Source organism: Nakamurella sp. (genome assembly GCF_048594475.1).
Taxonomy (GTDB): Bacteria; Actinomycetota; Actinomycetes; order Mycobacteriales; family Nakamurellaceae; genus Nakamurella.
This window is the reverse complement of sequence record NZ_JBMDXT010000202.1, coordinates 1-16,181: the sequence shown is the minus strand read 5'-3', so window position 1 is coordinate 16,181 and position 16,181 is coordinate 1. Positions and strand designations below refer to the sequence as shown.

General features: G+C 74.1%; 14 protein-coding genes and 1 tRNA gene. 10 read left to right on the top strand and 5 right to left on the bottom strand.

Annotated elements, in window-relative coordinates; translation table 11 throughout:
• The 3 genes from ACOJUF_RS09560 to ACOJUF_RS09550 form a co-directional block, all read left to right on the top strand.
• Nucleotides 1–2,118: SbcC/MukB-like Walker B domain-containing protein (locus ACOJUF_RS09560; protein WP_420121625.1), on the top strand; the 2,118-nt coding region annotated here is incomplete at its 5' end.
• Nucleotides 2,106–2,438, top strand: a complete 333-nt coding sequence (locus tag ACOJUF_RS09555) for a hypothetical protein (protein ID WP_420121624.1) — start codon at nucleotides 2,106–2,108, stop codon at nucleotides 2,436–2,438. The genes ACOJUF_RS09560 and ACOJUF_RS09555, both read left to right, overlap by 13 nt.
• Before the next feature lie 200 nt (nucleotides 2,439–2,638).
• Nucleotides 2,639–4,021 (top strand): glycine--tRNA ligase, encoded by a 1,383-nt coding sequence (locus ACOJUF_RS09550; RefSeq protein WP_420121623.1) that lies wholly within the window; start codon nucleotides 2,639–2,641, stop codon nucleotides 4,019–4,021.
• A 42-nt stretch (nucleotides 4,022–4,063) separates the two neighbouring features.
• Here the strand turns inward: ACOJUF_RS09550 and ACOJUF_RS09545 are convergent, their stop codons facing one another.
• Entirely contained in the window at nucleotides 4,064–4,795 is a 732-nt protein-coding gene (locus ACOJUF_RS09545) for a hypothetical protein (protein WP_420121622.1), read from the bottom strand.
• A gap of 115 nt (nucleotides 4,796–4,910) precedes the next feature.
• On the opposite strand from ACOJUF_RS09545, the gene ACOJUF_RS09540 reads away from it, so the two are divergent.
• Nucleotides 4,911–5,870: a hypothetical protein gene (locus ACOJUF_RS09540; RefSeq protein ID WP_420121621.1), complete on the top strand. Its 960-nt coding sequence runs from the start codon at nucleotides 4,911–4,913 to the stop codon at nucleotides 5,868–5,870.
• 23 nt (nucleotides 5,871–5,893) lie between these two features.
• On the opposite strand, the gene ACOJUF_RS09535 is transcribed toward ACOJUF_RS09540, so the two are convergent.
• Nucleotides 5,894–7,492 (bottom strand): M1 family metallopeptidase, encoded by a 1,599-nt coding sequence (locus ACOJUF_RS09535; RefSeq protein WP_420121620.1) that lies wholly within the window; start codon nucleotides 7,490–7,492, stop codon nucleotides 5,894–5,896.
• A gap of 67 nt (nucleotides 7,493–7,559) precedes the next feature.
• Here ACOJUF_RS09535 and ACOJUF_RS09530 point away from each other — a divergent pair, with 67 nt between their 5' ends.
• The 5 genes from ACOJUF_RS09530 to ACOJUF_RS09510 all read left to right on the top strand — a co-directional run bounded on the left by ACOJUF_RS09530 (nucleotide 7,560) and on the right by ACOJUF_RS09510 (nucleotide 13,173).
• The gene (locus ACOJUF_RS09530) at nucleotides 7,560–8,195 is read left to right on the top strand and encodes a YdcF family protein (RefSeq protein ID WP_420121619.1); all 636 of its coding nucleotides are present in this window, start codon (nucleotides 7,560–7,562) and stop codon (nucleotides 8,193–8,195) included.
• Nucleotides 8,196–8,225: 30 nt separating this feature from the next.
• The gene (locus tag ACOJUF_RS09525; RefSeq protein WP_420121626.1) at nucleotides 8,226–9,506 is read left to right on the top strand and encodes a deoxyguanosinetriphosphate triphosphohydrolase; all 1,281 of its coding nucleotides are present in this window, start codon (nucleotides 8,226–8,228) and stop codon (nucleotides 9,504–9,506) included.
• A gap of 68 nt (nucleotides 9,507–9,574) precedes the next feature.
• The gene (dnaG, locus tag ACOJUF_RS09520) at nucleotides 9,575–11,767 is read left to right on the top strand and encodes a DNA primase (protein WP_420121618.1); all 2,193 of its coding nucleotides are present in this window, start codon (nucleotides 9,575–9,577) and stop codon (nucleotides 11,765–11,767) included.
• Nucleotides 11,764–12,372 carry a hypothetical protein gene (locus ACOJUF_RS09515; protein WP_420121617.1) on the top strand — a complete coding sequence of 203 codons (609 nt, stop codon included), beginning with the start codon at nucleotides 11,764–11,766 and terminating at the stop codon, nucleotides 12,370–12,372. The genes dnaG and ACOJUF_RS09515 overlap by 4 nt, the downstream gene beginning before the upstream one ends.
• Nucleotides 12,373–12,498: 126 nt before the next feature.
• The gene (locus ACOJUF_RS09510) at nucleotides 12,499–13,173 is read left to right on the top strand and encodes a DUF1707 SHOCT-like domain-containing protein (RefSeq protein ID WP_420121616.1); all 675 of its coding nucleotides are present in this window, start codon (nucleotides 12,499–12,501) and stop codon (nucleotides 13,171–13,173) included.
• A 37-nt stretch (nucleotides 13,174–13,210) separates the two neighbouring features.
• Here ACOJUF_RS09510 and ACOJUF_RS09505 read toward each other — a convergent pair whose 3' ends face one another.
• Nucleotides 13,211–13,384 carry a hypothetical protein gene (locus ACOJUF_RS09505; protein ID WP_420121615.1) on the bottom strand — a complete coding sequence of 58 codons (174 nt, stop codon included), beginning with the start codon at nucleotides 13,382–13,384 and terminating at the stop codon, nucleotides 13,211–13,213.
• A 1,148-nt stretch (nucleotides 13,385–14,532) separates the two neighbouring features.
• Here ACOJUF_RS09505 and ACOJUF_RS09500 point away from each other — a divergent pair.
• Nucleotides 14,533–14,605 (top strand) — tRNA-Asn (locus ACOJUF_RS09500).
• A 21-nt stretch (nucleotides 14,606–14,626) separates the two neighbouring features.
• Here ACOJUF_RS09500 and ACOJUF_RS09495 read toward each other — a convergent pair.
• Both ACOJUF_RS09495 and ACOJUF_RS09490 read right to left on the bottom strand, forming a co-directional pair.
• Entirely contained in the window at nucleotides 14,627–15,712 is a 1,086-nt protein-coding gene (locus ACOJUF_RS09495) for a CotH kinase family protein (RefSeq protein WP_420121614.1), read from the bottom strand.
• Nucleotides 15,705–15,980 (bottom strand): hypothetical protein, encoded by a 276-nt coding sequence (locus tag ACOJUF_RS09490; RefSeq protein ID WP_420121613.1) that lies wholly within the window; start codon nucleotides 15,978–15,980, stop codon nucleotides 15,705–15,707. The genes ACOJUF_RS09495 and ACOJUF_RS09490 overlap by 8 nt, the downstream gene beginning before the upstream one ends.
• Nucleotides 15,981–16,181 lie beyond the last annotated feature (201 nt).

Sequence of the window (16,181 nt, the reverse complement as noted above, 5' to 3'; positions counted from 1 at the left end):
GACCTGGTCGAGCACGATCGCCGCGCCCTGGCCGCGCAGGTCCGGGCCCGACCGGACGTCGCGGCGCTGGACGCGCTGGCCGCCGCCCAGGAGGTGGAGCGAGCCCGACGGCACGACCGGCAGGCCGCCGGCGAACGGCTCGAGGCGTTGGCGGCCGTGGGCACCGACGGCGATCGGCTCACCCTCGGCCTGCTGGCCGGTGACGTGGTGGCGATCCGGTCGGCCGCCGGGGCGGACCGCGAGCAGGCCGGTGCGCTGATCCCCCTGATCGCCGACGCGCAGGATCAGGCCGCCGACCAGGCGGCGCTGGCGGCGGCCCGGCGCCGGCACCACCGGGACGAGGTGGCCGCCGTCGAGGTGGAGCAGCGGTTGGCCGCGCTGCCGCCGCGCCTGGCCGAGCTCGACCGGCGGGTCGCCGAGGCCCGCTCGGCCGGGGATCGGCTGCCCGGGGCCCGGGCCGAGCTGGCGGCCGCGGGGGCGGTCCGGGACGCCGCCGTCGCCCTGGAGCGCCTGACGGAGGCGGCGGAGCAGGCCACGCGGGCGGCCGCGGACGCCGTCGATCGGCACCAGGCCACGGTCGACGACCGGCAGCGGCTGGTTCAGCAACGGATCGACGGGATGGCCGCCGAACTGGCCGGTGCCCTCGTGGCGGGGGCCGGGTGCCCCGTCTGCGGCAGCGCCGAGCACCCGGCGCCGGCCGCGGCCGGAACGGCCGCGGTGGACGCCGAGCGGGTCGCCGCGGCGCACCGCGCCGAGGAGCGGGCGGCGGCGGACCGGGAGGCCGCCACGGCCCGCCGGTGGGCCGCCGACGCCGAGGTGGCGCAGGCCCGGCGGATCGCCGGCGGGCACACGCCGGCCGCGGCGCGGGCACTGGTCCATGACGGGCAGGCGCTGACCGACCGGCTGGCCGCCGTGGCCCGCAACCTCGACGCGCTGGTCGGGCTGCGCGAGGCGGCGGCCAAGGCCCTGTTCGAGCAGGAGCTGCGCCGGGACGAGCTGGGCCGGCTGGTCGCGACGGACGCGGCCGAGATCGCCTCGCTGACCGCGCGGATGGAGCAGCGCGGCGCCCGGCTGCACCGGATGCGGGCCGGCCACCGCACGATCCAGGCGCGGCGCGACTACCTGCTGCGCCGGGCGTCCGCGCTCGATGCCGTGGCCGAGTCGTCCGCCGCGCTGGCCGAGGCCACCGCCGAGGTGGCCCGCCGCGCGGCGATCGCCGACCGGATCCTGGCCGAGTCCGGATTCCCGGCCCCGGCCGCCGCGGTCGCGGCTTCGGCCGCCGACACCGAGACCCTGGCCACGCGCATCCGGGCGGCCGAGGTCGAGGCGGCGGCGCTGCGCACCCAGGAGGCGGATCCCGAGCTGGCCGGGCTGGACGAGGGCGAGCGGATCGACCTGACCGGGCTGGCGGCGACGGCCCGGGCCGACCGGGAACGGGCCGAGCAGCTGGCGCACCGGGCGCGGGCGCTGACCGACCGGGTCGGCCAGGTCGCTGCCGCCGCGGCCCGGCTGCTGGTCGCCTGGCGGGTGGCCGAGCCCGCCCGCGCCGCGGAGGCACAGGTGTCCGCGCTGGCCGAGACGATCCAGGGGCGGGGCGCCAACCGGCTCGGCATGAGCCTGCGCACCTACGTCCTGGCGCACCGGCTGGCCCAGGTCGCCGCGGTGGCCAGCGACCGGCTCGTCCGGATGTCGGCCGGCCGGTACTCCTTCGTGCACACGACGGATCGCGAATCCCGCGGCCGCGCCGGCGGGCTCGGCCTGGACATCATGGACGGGTGGTCGGGGTTGGTCCGGCCGGCCAAGACGCTCTCCGGGGGCGAGTCCTTCCTGGCCTCGCTGGCGCTGGCCCTGGGTCTGGCCGACGTGGTGGCGGCCGAGTCCGGCGGCCGGCAGCTCGACACGCTTTTCGTCGACGAGGGTTTCGGCAGTCTGGATCCGGAGGCGCTGGACCTGGCGATGGCCACCCTGGACGACCTGCGGGCCGGCGGCCGGACCATCGGGGTGGTCTCGCACGTCGACGAGTTGCGGCTGCGCATCCCGCGGCAGATCAGGGTCGCCCGTGCCCTGCACTCCTCGACCATCGAGGTGCTCGGGACGGGGACGCCGTGTTCCTGCTGATCGCGCATTTCGACCGGGCCGGCACGGATGCGAGCGCGCCGGCCGGGTCGGCCGAGGCGGTCCGGCTGCTGGGGGAGCAACCGGCCACCCGGGCGCTGCGCTGGGGCCGGACGACCGAGGAGCCGTGGCGGTGGGCGCTGGTCGCCGAGTTCGACACGGCCGCGGACTTCCGGCGGGCGCAGTCGCCGTTCCCGGTGCGGGCGGCCCTGATCCCGTGGCTGGGCGCGGCGACGTCGACGGCGGCCTTCGAGGTGACGGCGGCCGCCGACCGGGGCGCCTGGGCCGCGCCCGACATCGTCGTCGACGATCCCGGCAGGTGACGACGCCGTTGGCCGAGCGAGCGAGGCCGCCATCGAGCACAGCTGGAGGGCCCGGACGCAGGCCGGTGACGGAGGAACCGGGTTGGTCAGGGCCCTACCAGTAGGCTCAACGGCTGTTGACCGACCCGGCGGACGCCACCGACCGGGACACCGCCGGGCCACCGCGAGGGTGGTCCGACCCGCAGCACAGGAGTTCGCACGTGGCCGCCGACCGTATCGACGCCGTTGTCTCACTCGCCAAGCGCCGGGGGTTCGTCTTCCCCAGCGGCGAGATCTACGGCGGGACCCGGTCGGCCTGGGACTACGGCCCGCTGGGCGTCGAGCTCAAAGACAACGTCAAGCGGCAGTGGTGGAACGCGATGATCCGCTCGCGCGACGACATCGTCGGGCTGGACTCGTCGGTCATCCTGCCCCGGCAGGTCTGGGTGGCCTCGGGCCACGTCGCGGCCTTCGTCGATCCGCTGGTCGAGTGCCTGTCCTGCCACCACCGCTTCCGCGCCGACCACCTGGAGGAGGCGTACGAGGAGAAGAAGGGCCGCGCCCCGGAAAACGGCATGGCCGACATCGTCTGCCCCAACTGCGGCACCCGCGGCTCGTGGACCGAGCCCAAGGAGTTCAACGGGCTGCTCAAGACCTACCTGGGCCCGGTCGAGGACGAGTCCGGACTGCACTACCTGCGCCCGGAGACGGCGCAGGGCATCTTCGTCAACTACAACAACGTGGCGGCGTCGGCCCGCAAGAAGCCGCCGTTCGGCATCGGGCAGATCGGCAAGTCGTTCCGCAACGAGATCACCCCGGGCAACTTCATCTTCCGGACCCGCGAGTTCGAGCAGATGGAGATGGAGTTCTTCGTCAAGCCCGGCACCGACGAGGAATGGCACCAGTACTGGATCGACACCCGGACCGACTGGTACGTCGACCTGGGCATCGCCCGGGAGAACCTGCGCCAGTACGAGCACCCGCAGGAGAAGCTGTCGCACTACTCGAAGCGCACCGTCGACATCGAGTACCGCTTCCACTTCCAGGGCAGCGAGTGGGGCGAGCTCGAGGGCATCGCCAACCGCACCGATTTCGACCTCAAGACGCACTCGCAGCACTCCGGCACGGACCTGTCGTACTTCGAGCAGGAGACCGGCGAACGCTGGACCCCGTACGTCATCGAGCCGGCGGCCGGGGTCGGCCGGCCGATGATGGCGTTCCTGCTGGAGGCCTACGCCGAGGACGAGGCGCCCAACACCAAGGGCGGGGTGGACAAGCGGACGGTGCTGCGGCTCGACCCGCGGCTCGCCCCGGTCAAGGCGGCCGTGCTGCCGCTGTCCCGGCACGCGGACCTCTCGCCGGTCGCCCGCGACCTGGCCGCCGCCCTGCGCAAGAGCTGGAACGTCGACTTCGACGACGCCGGGCAGATCGGCCGGCGCTACCGCCGGCAGGACGAGATCGGCACGCCGTTCTGCATCACCGTCGACTTCGACACGGCCACCGATCAAGCGGTCACCATCCGCGACCGGGACTCCATGACCCAGGAGCGGGTGTCCCTCGACCAGGTGCAGTCCTACCTGGGTGCCCGGTTGGCCGGCTGCTGACCCGACTGTTGATCCGGCGCGGACCCGCGGCGGAGTCGAGGCCTACCGGTCGGCTCCGTTGCGGTCCGTCCCGGGCGGCAGTGGGTTGCCCTGGGGGTCGAGCCCACGCTTGCGGTTCACGTAGTCGATGCCCTCGGCCGTCTCGGCCGGGGTCCAGATCTGCGGTCCGCTGACGTTGACGATCCCGTCGGGACTGCCGGTCCCGGCGATCCAGGCGGCCTTGGCGAAGTGGGCGCAGTTGCGGTAGAGCAACTGGTAGTAGCTGCCTTCCCAGGCGCTGACCACACCGAGCACCCGCACGAACCGGTCCCGGGTCATCGTCTCCTTCTGCCGGTGCATCTGCTGGCCGTCGTGCGCGTCGGGTGACTGGAGCTCGCCCGGGCCGCCCGTCGGCAGCCAGCCCCAGCTGCCCGGCCAGAAGCCGATCGACCGCCGGCGGCCCTTGCCGCCGACCTCCTTGACATCGACCCAGGCGTGCCCGATGACGTCGTCGGTCATCGCGTTGAGGCCCATCTCGTAGGACTCGACCGGCTGGTCGTCCCAGGTCTGCAGATCGGACGCGGCCGATCGCTGCACCGCGGGCGCCGGTAGCCGGGTCGGCGCCGGCCCGGCGGACGGGGGTGCGGCCACGCGCTTGGCCGGAGGCGCGGTGGACGACAGCGCCCGGACGACCGCCTGGTTGCCGGCGGTCCGCTGCATCGCCAGCAGGGCGTGGACCCCGGGCGCGGCCGGCCGGCCCGCCGGGTCCGGCTCGTGGCCCGTCGCGGTGGTCACCCGCCGGTGGTACGGCATGGTCGACGGTAGGCACGGTGACGACCGGCCGTCAATCGGGTTCGGACGGCCACGGGTTCTGGTTGCGCACGGAGAGTCCGATCGGCACCATTTGTCCGTGACCTCCCGCAACCGGCTGATCGTCGGGGTGGCGGTCGCGGTCGTGCTGGCAGGCGTGATCGGCGGGGTGATCTGGGCCCGCCGGGCCCGGCCCGAGGCGTCGGTCACGGCCGCGGCGGCCGCGAATCCCGATCCGGCCGGTGCGCCCGCGTCCGGCCCGGCCGGTCCGACGCCCGTGCCGGCGGTCCCGAGCACGCCCGGTTCGACGGCCCCGACCACGCCCGGTCCGACCCCGGCGGCCGACCCGCGGTCGTCGGGAACGGCGGCGGACGGCGGGAGCTGCGTTCTCGACCTGACCTGGCCGGCGGCGGCTCCGGGCTGGATCGAACCGCTCGATCCGGCCTTCACCTGCGCCGAGATGGTCGCCCAGTGGCGGCGCAACGAGCAGTGGCCGGGCGAGCGGGGCGGGACGATCGCGCTCGTCGACTTCGGCGACGGGTGGTACTGCACCGGCGTGCACTGGGATCCGACGCTGCCGCCGAGCAACGTCGTCGGATCCTGCGACCTCGGCGGTCGGCGGTTCAACGTCTACCAGGGTCCGCCCGGCGTCGGGACGAGCGGACCGGCCGCACCCGCCGGGCCCGGCGGAACCGATGCGTCGACGGTGGCCCCGGCCGGCGCCGCGGACCTGTTGATCACCCCGTCCGGGAACATCCGGTGTGCCCGCTCGGACGGCCGGTTCGCCTGCACGATCCAGGAGTACGACTTCGATCTGGGCGACGAGCGGTGCCCGGCCGCGCGCGGTCCTATCGTCCGGTTGGACGCCACCGGGCCGTCACAGGCGTCGTCGTGCCGGGGTGACGTCTTCGACGGCCTCACCTGGCCCGACCCGACGCCGTACGGCACCACGGTGACGCTGGGCGACGTCCGGTGCGACGTCGAGTCGACCGGGGTGACCTGCACGAACACCGAGGGCCACGGGTTCACCCTGGCCCGGGCGGGGCTGCAGCCGTTCTGACCGGTTCGCCGGCCGGGCGGGGATCAGTTGCCCAGGTCGCCCGGGTAGAGGTACTGCCCCGGCGGGCGGGTCTCGCTGCGGAACCAGGCGTCCATGAACGCGGTCAAATCGCGCCCGGCGAGCTGGTTGACGAAGGCCTCGAAATCGTCGAACGAGGCGTTCCGGCCACCGTAGGTGGCCGGCCATTCCTTCAGCAGCCGGAAGAACGTGTCGTCGCCGATCTCGTTGCGCAGCGCGTGCAGGGCGACGGGGCCGCGGTCGTAGACCCGGGTGAACTCGTTCCCCGGCCCCATGTCGACCAGCGGGGAGGACCAGTACGCCGGGTTCTGCCCCGACCCGGCGATCGTCTGCTTCCACCGGGCGTCGAGATTGCGCCCGTCGACCTTCTCCGCGTACAGCCACTCGGCGTAGGAGGCGAAGCACTCGTTGAGGCAGATGTCCGACCAGCTCTCGACGGTGACGTCGTCGCCGAACCACTGGTGGGCCAGCTCGTGGACCACCACCGACAGGTCGTCCACCCCGGTGGTGTAGACCGGCCGGGTCGCCGTCTCCAGGGCGAACCCGGTGGTCGATCTGATGAAGATGCCCCCGGCGGCCGGCATCGGGTAGGGGCCGAACAGGTCCGACAGGACGTCGACCACCGGCCCGGTCTGGCGGGCCAGGTCGGTGGCGGAGGCGGACGAGCCGGGCCCGACGGCCGAGACGATCGGCCGGCCGTCGGACAAGGTGCCCTCGACGACGGTGAATCTGTCGATGTAGATGGTGCTCAGGTAGGACGCGACCGGGGTGTCCAGTTCCCACCGGGTCGTCGTCCACCCGGCCGGCGCGGCCGGCGGATCGGCCGCCTTCACCCCGTTGGAGATCACCTGCCAGCCGTCGGGCACGGTCGCGGTCACCGCGAATGTCGCGGTGTCCCGCGGATGCTCGTTGACCGGGTACCAGGTCGAGGCGCCGGTCGGCTCGCCGGCCGCGAACGCGCCGCCGCTGTCCGTGCGGAACCAGCCGCCGTCACCCAGGCCGGCGGTGCCGCCGCCGACCAGCTCGGGCCGGCCCGCGTAGGTCACCGCGACGGTCAGCGGGGCGCCGGCGGTCAGCGGGGTGGCCGGCGTGATCACCAGTTCGGCATCCTCCTGGGCGAAGGTGCCGGCGGTGCCGTCGACGGTGACCGCGCTGACCGTCAGGTTCGGCTGCAGGTCCAGGTTGAACCGGGTCAGGCCCTGATCGGCGGTCACGCTGCCGGTGATCGTGGTCGTCGCGGTCAGGTCGTTGCCGGCCGGGTCGTACGTCAGGACCACGTCGTAGTGGTCGACCTGGTACCCGCCGTTGCCGGCGGTGGGGTAGTAGGGGTCGCCGATGCCGTCCGCGCCCACGGTGCCGCCCGCGTCCGGTTCGGCCGTGCTCGGGGCGCCGCTCGTCGTGGCTGCCGAGGAGGACCCCGACGGGGACGCTCCCGTCGCCGGGCCCGGGGTCGAGACCGGCCCGGACGGCCCGGACGGAGCGGCCGACGTCCCGCCGCCGGCGGCCGTCGGGGTGCCGCCCACCTGCCCGCAGGACGCCACGGTGACGGCGGTCAGCAGGGTGAGGGCGAGCGTCGCCCCGGGTCGGCGGCGCGTCGTCGGCATGCCCCGACCGTACAAGCGGCCCCCGTCGGGCCGGAGTGAGTCACACCGGCCTGGCATGATCACCGGCGTGCGGACGGCGCTGCGATACCTCGGCGGGGCCGTCCTCATCGGCCTGCTGGTGGTGGCCGGCACCTGGATCCGGGTCGGTCAGATCGGGGCGCAGGACCTGCCGGCCGCGGCCGACGGTGCGGTAGAAACCCGGGTGGACGCGATCCTGGTGCCCGGGGCCGCGCAGTACGACGGCCGGCCGTCCCCGGTGTTCCGGGCCCGTCTGGACCACGCCGCCCAGCTGTACCGGGACGGGGTGGCCGCGCACATCGTCACCGTCGGCGGCGGCCAGCCCGACGACCGCACCACCGAGGGTCAGGCCGGCCTTGACTACCTGGTCGCCGCCGGGATCGACGAGTCGGCGCTGACCGCCGTCGGGACCGGGGGTGACACCGTGGCCAGCCTCCGCGCGGCGGAGCCGGTGCTCGCCGAGCGCGGCTGGTCGTCGGTCGTCCTGGTCACCGATCCGCCCCACTCGGCCCGGTCCGCCCTGATGGCCCGGGACCTGGGCTGGACGGTGCAGACGTCCCCGGTCCGCGACGGACCGGCCGTCGAACCGGCCGTGCAGAACGACTACCGGCTGCGGGAGACGCTCGGCGTCCTGTACTACCGCCTCACCGGCGGGCCGTCCGGGCTGAGCGCTCCGGTGTTCTGATGGCGGTGTTCGGCTGATGGGGGCGTGCTGATGGGCGCCGTGACGCTCGTGCCCACCGGGTACGGGCCGGCCGACCTCGCCCGGCGGCTGGCCGAGGACCCGAAGACGGCGGCGCTGCCCGGTGCCGCGGACGCCGGCGGGCGCAGCCCGTTCACCCGGGACCGGGCGCGGGTGCTGCACTCCAAGTCGCTGCGCCGGCTGGCCGGCAAGACCCAGGTCGTCGCCCCCGACGAGGAGGGGGTGCCGCGCACCCGGCTGACCCATTCGCTGGAGGTCGCGCAGATCGCCCGGGAGATCGGTGCCCAGCTCGGGTGCGACGCCGATCTGGTCGACCTGGCCGGGTTGGCCCACGACATCGGCCACCCGCCGTTCGGGCACAACGGGGAGGTCGCGCTGGACCGGGTCGGCCGGGCCGCCGGCGGGTTCGAGGCCAACGCGCAGAACCTGCGGCTGCTGTGCCGGCTCGAGCCCAAGATCGCCACCGCCGACGGTGCGCCCGGCGGGTTGAACCTGACCCGGGCCGCCCTGGACGCGGTGATCAAGTACCCGTGGCCGCGGCCGGCGGGCGGCGGCAAGTTCGGTGTCTACGGCGACGAGCGGGCGGTGTTCGACTGGGTGCGGGCGCCGGCGCCGGGCCGGCAGCGCTGCCTGGAGGCCCAGGTGATGGATTGGGCCGACGACGTCGCCTACTCGGTCCACGACGTCGAGGACGGGGTCGGCTCGGGCCGGATCGACCTGGCCCGGCTGACCGATCCGGACGAGCGGGACGCGGTCTGCGCGGCGGCCGGCCCCTACTCCGAGGAGTCGGCCGCGGACCTGCGCGAGGTGCTGGACGACCTGCTGGCCCTGCCGGCGGTGGCCGCGAGCCTGCGGGTGGGCCGGGATCAGCCGCCCGGCCCGGCCGCCGACGCAGCCGTCAAGGCGATGACCAGCGAGCTGACCGGCCGGTTCTGCACCGGCGCGATCGCGGCCACCCGGTCGGCCGCGGGACCAGGACCGCTCCTGCGGTACCGGGCCGACCTGCAGGTCCCGCGGCTGCTCCGGGCCGAGGTGGCGCTGCTCAAGGCGGTGGCCGGCCGGTACGTGATGGCCGACCCGGGCCGGATCCGGATTCAGGAGCGGGAGCAGGAGCTGCTCACCGAGCTGGTGCTGGCGACCGCCGACCGGGGGGTCGAGGCGCTCGACCCGCTGTTCGCCGGGGAGTACCGGCGGGCGGCGGACGACGCCGGGCGGCTGCGGGTGGTGCTCGATCAGGTGAGCCTGCTGACCGACGCGCAGGCGATCGCGCGGCACCACCGGCTGGGGCGCTGATCCGGACCCCTGAGCCCGCGCCTGTGGACAGGTCGGGGGCCGGTGCGCGGCGGACCTAGACTCGCCTGGTGGCCGGACGGATCTCAGACGCTGATCGGGAGCGGGTCCGGGACGCCAGCCGCATCGAGCAGGTGGTCGGCGAGTACGTGGCCCTGCGCAACGCCGGTGGCGGCAACCTCAAGGGCCTGTGCCCGTTCCACGACGAGAAGACCCCCTCGTTCCAGGTCAGCCCGGCCCGCGGGTTCTACCACTGCTTCGGCTGCGGCAAGGGCGGCGACGTCTTCTCGTTCCTGCAGGAGATCGACCACCTGACGTTCAACGAGGCCGTGCAGGCCCTGGCCGACCGGTCCGGCATCACGCTGACGATGGTCGAGGGCGGCACGTCCACCCGCGCCGAGCGGGGCACCCGCTCCCGGCTGCTGGCCGCGAACAAGGCGGCCGCCGCGTTCTACGCCGACCAGCTGCAGACGCCGGGGGCACAGATCGCGCGCGACTTCCTGGCCGAACGCGGGTTCGACGCCGCCGCGGCCGCCCACTTCGGCTGCGGGTACGCGCCCGACGGCTGGGACGAGCTGGTCAAGGCGCTGACCGCGCAGGGCTTCTCGATCGACGAGCTGTACAAGGCGGGGGTGGCCCGGCCGGGCCAGCGCGGGCCGATCGACCAGTTCCACCGGCGGCTGCTCTGGTCGATCCGGGACGCCGCCGGCGACGTCGTCGGCTTCGGCGCCCGCCGGCTGTTCGACGACGACCGGATCCAGGCCAAGTACCTGAACACCTCGGAGACGCCGCTCTACAAGAAGTCGCAGGTGCTGTTCGGCCTGGACCTGGCCAAGCGGGACATCATCAAGCAGCGGCAGGTGGTCGTCGTCGAGGGCTACACGGACGTCATGGCGATGCACCTGGCCGGCATCACCACCGCCGTCGCGTCCTGCGGGACGGCGTTCGGCGACGAGCACATCACCGTGCTGCGCCGGTACCTGCTCGACACCCAGGCCGGCCCGGGCGGTATCCGGGCCAAGGACGGGATGGTCGTCTACACCTTCGACGGCGACGCGGCCGGCCAGCAGGCGGCGCTCAAGGCGTTCGAGTCGGACCAGCGGTTCGCGGCCAACACCTACGTCGCGGTCGAACCCGGCGGCATGGACCCGTGCGAGCTGCGGCAGGCCCGGGGCGACGAGGCGCTGCGCGAGCTGGTCGGCTCGGCCAAGAACCTGTTCGAGTTCGCCATCCAGCACGCCGTCGAGCAGTTCAACCTGGACACCGCGGAGGGGGAGTACGCCGCGCTGAACGCCGGCATCCCGCTGGTCGCCCGGATCAAGGACGACATTCTGCGGGACCGGTTCGCCAAGACGCTGGCCCTCCACGCCGGGACCGACATCGACGAGACCCGGATGCGGGTGCGCCGGGCCGCGCAGGCCCGGTCGCGCGCCGAGGAAAGCGCGGACCGGCGCCGGCCCGACGGCCAGCGGTCCGACCCGCGCCGGCCGGACGACCGGGCGGACGGGCGGGGTGACGGGCGGTCGGAGGCCCGGCCGGACCGGGGCGGCGACCCCCGGGCCGAGCGGCGGGCCGGCGCCGGTCGGTCGGAGCGGCCGGATCGCCCCGATCGTTCGGATCGCTCCGATCGGTGGACCGACCGGCGGTCGGACCACCGGACGGATCGGGGTCCCGGCGCGGGCGGGCGGCACGAGCCCGACCGCGACCCGGACCCGGAGGAACCGCCGGATCCGGACGGGACGCCGCCGGACGGCGGGTGGCCCGACCCGCGCGACCGCGAGCTGAAGGCCGAACGGGAGGCACTCAAGCTGGCGTTGCAGCAGCCCGCCCTGGTCGCCGGCGGGTACGGCATGCTCGAGCCGGAGATGTTCCGCGCCCCGGCCTACGCCCGGGTGCACCAGGCGATCCAGGCCGCCGGCGGCCCCAGTGGCGAGCGCACCGGGCCGCCGTGGGTGGACGACGTGCGGGGGGAGCTGCCGGACGGGCGGCTGCGGTCGCTGGTGACCGAGCTGGCCGTGGAGCGGCCGGAGTGGCTGACCGACGAGGTCGACGCGCACTACGCCGGCGGCATCATCGCCCGGCTGGCCGAGCGGCAGGCCAAACGGCAGGAGCTGCAGCTGCGGTCGGCGCTGCAGCGGGCGGAGGCGTCCGGCGACCGGGACCAGGCCCGGGCGCTCAACGCCGATCTGCTGGAGTTCACCCGGTACCGGCTCGCGCTGACCCAGCGGGCCGCCGCGATCGACCAGGCCTGGGCGCAGCCGTGAGCCCGGCCCTGTTCCGGCGCCGCCGGCCGCTGCCGGACGCCCTGCGCTCGGCCCTGGACCCGGACGAGCGGATCAACGTGACCGCGCCCTGTGACGACGGCCGGCTGCTCGCGGTCAGCCGGTTCGGCCTGTGGGTGGTGCCCGGCCCGGATGCCGGGTCCGGATCCGCCGGGAGCGCGGGGGCCGGTGCCGACGGCGCGGCCGGGCCGGTGCACCGGATCGGCTGGGAGCTGGTCGCCCGGGCCCGGTTGACCGCCCGCGTCCTGGCGGTGATCCCGACCCGCGTGGTCGGGTCCCTGCCCGACGGGGACGGTGCGGACGGTGCGGTCGACGTCCTGGTGGACGAGCCGGAGCTGGTGTTCGGGCTGGCCACTCGCAGCGGGCTGACCGACGTGGTGCACCAGCGGGTGCGGCGCTCGGTGGCGGCCAGCCGGCACCTGCCGCACCCGGGGGCCGGCGGCTGGGTGGTGCTGCGCCGGGTGCCGGGCCGCGACGGCCTGACCCGGCAGGTGCGCTTGGATCCGGGCGCCGACCCCTTCGCCCCCGGCTTCGCCGCCGCGGTGGTCGCCGTCGCCGCCGAGCTGGCCGCCACGATGCCGGCCTGACCGGTCCGGGCGCGGGTCCTGGTCGGCCGAGCGTGTGAGGCCGCCGTGGGCGTCGTGGGACCGGGCGCGGGCGATCTGGCGGCGGGGGAGCCTGATTGGTTCAGCGCGGTCCTAGACTCGGCGGCGATGACTCAGGACGCCGAACAACCTTTCGACCCGGGCAAGCTGCGGGCCTCCGACGACGATCGGGCCGCGGTCGCGCAGACCCTGCAGACCGCAATGGAGGAGGGGCGGCTGACGCCCACCGAGTTCCAGGAGCGGTTGGACACGCTGTACCGGACCAAGACCCTGCGCGAGCTGGAGCCGCTGACCTGGGACCTGCCCGGGCACCGTGACCTGGTGCCGCCGGGACCGGCCCCGGTCGGGCCGGCGCCGGCGGACGCGATGGCCGCCGCTCAGCCGGCCGGTTCCGGGATGGCCCGCGTCGGCGGCACCCCGACCTCCAGCGTGGCGATCGGGATCATGTCCGGGGCGACCCGGGCCGGCAACTGGGTCGTGCCGGCCCAGTTCTCCGCCGTCGCGATCATGGGCGGCGTCGATATCGATCTGACCAAAGCGCGTTTCGCGCAGTCCCAGGTGACGATCACCGCGGTGGCGATCATGGGCGGAGTCGACATCGTGGTGCCCGACGACGTGACCGTCATCGTCAACGGCATCGGCTTCATGGGGTCGTTCGAGGACAACGCCCGGGTCCAGGGCACGCCGGGCGGCCCCGTCGTCCGGATCAATGGCGTGGCCCTGATGGGGGGCGTCGACGTGCACCGGCCTAAGGGCCGCGGCCGGGTGTCCCTGGAGAAGTGACCCGCCGGGCCGGCCGGGGTGCGTCCGGACCGGCCGGTCAGTCCTTGGTGAAGACGCTGCTGACCTTGGCCTGCACGAACCCGGCGGCGCCCTGCACGGCCGGATGGTCGGCGACCTTGGAGCTCCACCGCTTGATCTGATCGTAGCGCTCCCGGCCCGCCCGGGAGCCGAGGACGTAGCCGATGCCGATGCCCAGCACGAGGCGGACCATGATGGAACCTCCTGATCGATGCGACCCGCGCCGGGCTCACCCGGCGTGGTGCACACAGTCTTCCCTACCGTCGCGCCGGCCAATCGCCGGGCGACCGATCGGGACCGGCTGAGCCGTCCGCCGGCCCGGCCCGGGCGGGTTCGGCTCGCGGGGGCCGACCAGGCTCGGGCCCAGAGCGGTTGACGCTCAACGGCTCCGGCGGGAGCCGGGCTTCACCAGGAGGCGCGGCCGATCGGGTGCGCGCACCTGTCGCGATGGCGATCGCAGGTGATGCAACACTTCTCGGGATACCGGCACAGGTGGAGCACGGCGCCCCGGGTGTCGGACATGGAACCGATGCGGTCGGAATTCGGGCCGGACGCCGCGGTCCGGCGCCGCCAGCGGGACGGAATGGCCATGGTGGTGCCTCTTCTCGTGCGGGTTCTCGTACGTCTCTGATCGGGATGTCGGGGGAAGCGAAGACCCCCGGCGTCCCAACGCCGGGGGTCTGACTCCATGATGCCACGCGTTCGGCCCGGCTCCCGCGACGCGCGGCCGTGACGTGGTCGGCCCCGGCGTTCTCCGGGTCGCGTGGCGGGGGACGGCGGGTTGGGGGGCGTGGTGCGGCGCCCTATTGCGGGTCCTGTCCGGTGCTCGCCGGCCCGGGCCGGCTCTGGTGCGCTCCGGGGCGGTCCGGCCGGATCGGTGGGGTGAGTGGAGCGAGGGTGACGCCGGTCGGCGCGACCGCGGCTCGGCTACGGAATCGCGGCTAGGTGCCGCTGCCGGTCGGGTGCCCGGTCGCCCGGGGTGGACCGGCTCTGGGCGTCCCGGGTGTCGGCGTTGTCGGCGTCGTCGGCCCCCGATGGTGGCGAGGCGGCGTCGGAGACCGCCCGGGCCGGACGCCGTCGCCATCTGGGGGTGAGGGCCGCCAGGTGCGGTGGTCGGCGAGCCGCCCAGGCCGTTGCCGGTCGTCCGGGCGTCCGTTCGTCCGGGCTGGGCCGGCCCTCGCCCGGCGACCTGACCTGACCGCGCCGGTGCCGCACCGGCCCGGCCGGCCTCGCGGAGCCCCGGGCAAGCGGGCCGCGGCGCACGGCGGCAGGGAGGGCGGTTCGACAACCCGCTCCGGTGGGTTATCCTTGCTGCCGCGGTTGCGTGCTGGCCGCGAACGGTCCTCCGTAGCTCAATTGGCAGAGCATCCGACTGTTAATCGGACGGTTGTTGGTTCGAGTCCAACCGGGGGAGCATCCGCAGGCGCCGGCTCACTCACAGATTCGTGGTGAGCCAGCCCTTGCGCACGGTGAGCCACGACGAGATGAACGGCGCCGTGTGGTGCAGCGCCGGCGGCCGGCCGAACCACTTGGCGCGATCGCGCACCTGAGCCTCCCGCAGGTCGTCCGCGAGCGTGGTGATGTAGGCGTCGAGATCGGCCAGCGCCGGCAGGAAGATGGTTTGCCAGCGGTGCTTGAGCAGCCCGGCGAAGACCGGGGAGCGCACGGCGTACATCAGCCAGTTGTTGCGCTGGTCGCGCTGCTGGCGGGTCCACCAGCCGCTGCGCGGGATCTGCTGGGCGCCCCACCCGCCCGACGACTGGTCGAAGTCCCACGGCGGCCAGAGCACCACCCGGCCCGGCTCGCCCTGGTCCTTGTAGAACTTGCAGCTGTTGTACCACTGGCTGTCGTAGTTCTTGGTCAGCTCTTGCAGCAGGTACCAGTCGGCCCAGGAGGGCAGATCGGCGTACTGCAGCCAGGCGACGTCGCCGGTGACCAGGAGGCGCTCGAAGCTGTTGATCCAGTTCTGGATGTACGCCTCCTGCTGCGGCACACCCACCACGTCGGGCACGTCGTAGTTCATCTCGTTGCCCAGCGGGGTGATCCAGCCCGGATCGACGAAGTAGGCGTCCTGCTCGAGCACGTAGGGCCCGGTGAGCGCCGCGCCGCCGGTGTCGCCGCCGGACATCTCCCGGATCTCCAACCGGCCCGGCTGCACCTCGACCGACTCGATGAACTGGTAGAGGCCCTGGTACGAGCCGTTGAGCGTCACCTCGCAGAACACCGACCGGGGCGCCCACCGGCCGATCCGGCGGCCGATCTCGTAGGCCACCGCGGTGCGGATGTTGGACTCGTCGAGCATGTTCGCCAGCAGCGCCCAGTCCTTGGACTTGGGGAAGCCGAACATCGCCGTCGACTTGTCCAGCTTGACCTTGTACGGCTTCTTCGGCAGGAACCAGGTGTAGTTCCCCCGTCCGCGCATCCGCGCCGGATAGGTCACGCTGTCGACCGTCAGCGACGCGCCGACGTAGTTGACCTTGTCGACGATCGGGCCGGTCGTGGTGATCTGAAGGTCACGCACCGGTCGCGGCCCGGATGCTGTTGATCTCGGCCTGCCCGAAGTTCACGATCTGCGACGCGTCCGGGACCAGCCCCGCGGCGACCATGGCGCCGTACATCGCCCAGCTGGTGATGTGCGTGAACATCTTCGGGCCGACGGCGTACACCGCGCCGCCCGCGTCCACGTTGCGCACCGCCGCGTACAACGGCCGGGGCGGTGACCGGAACTCCGGGCTCCGCAGCCTCTGCACCACCGCGTCCGCGATCCGATCAATGTCCGCTTGGTCCATTGAGAATCTCTACCACACGACGCCTGCGCAGGTCGGCGACGACCGGCGCAGGCGTCGATGTGAGATGTCCTGGATCTGCTGCAGGCTCTGATCTCGCAAGGAGAATCGAGCCATGCCAGCACCACGTCAGTACGACCAGGAGACCCGTGACCGCGCGGTGCGGATGTACCGGGAGCGCCGTTCCTCGCATCCGGCCGAGTC

What these genes read in the sequence shown, in the direction of transcription:
- ACOJUF_RS09535 (WP_420121620.1), bottom strand. Translation starts at nt 7,492, where the DNA reads ATGCCGACGACGCGCCGCCGACCCGGGGCGACGCTCGCCCTCACCCTG.
- ACOJUF_RS09525 (WP_420121626.1), top strand. Translation starts at nt 8,226, where the DNA reads ATGGGCGCCGTGACGCTCGTGCCCACCGGGTACGGGCCGGCCGACCTC.
- ACOJUF_RS09510 (WP_420121616.1), top strand. Translation starts at nt 12,499, where the DNA reads ATGACTCAGGACGCCGAACAACCTTTCGACCCGGGCAAGCTGCGGGCC.
- ACOJUF_RS09505 (WP_420121615.1), bottom strand. Translation starts at nt 13,384, where the DNA reads ATGGTCCGCCTCGTGCTGGGCATCGGCATCGGCTACGTCCTCGGCTCC.
- ACOJUF_RS09490 (WP_420121613.1), bottom strand. Translation starts at nt 15,980, where the DNA reads ATGGACCAAGCGGACATTGATCGGATCGCGGACGCGGTGGTGCAGAGG.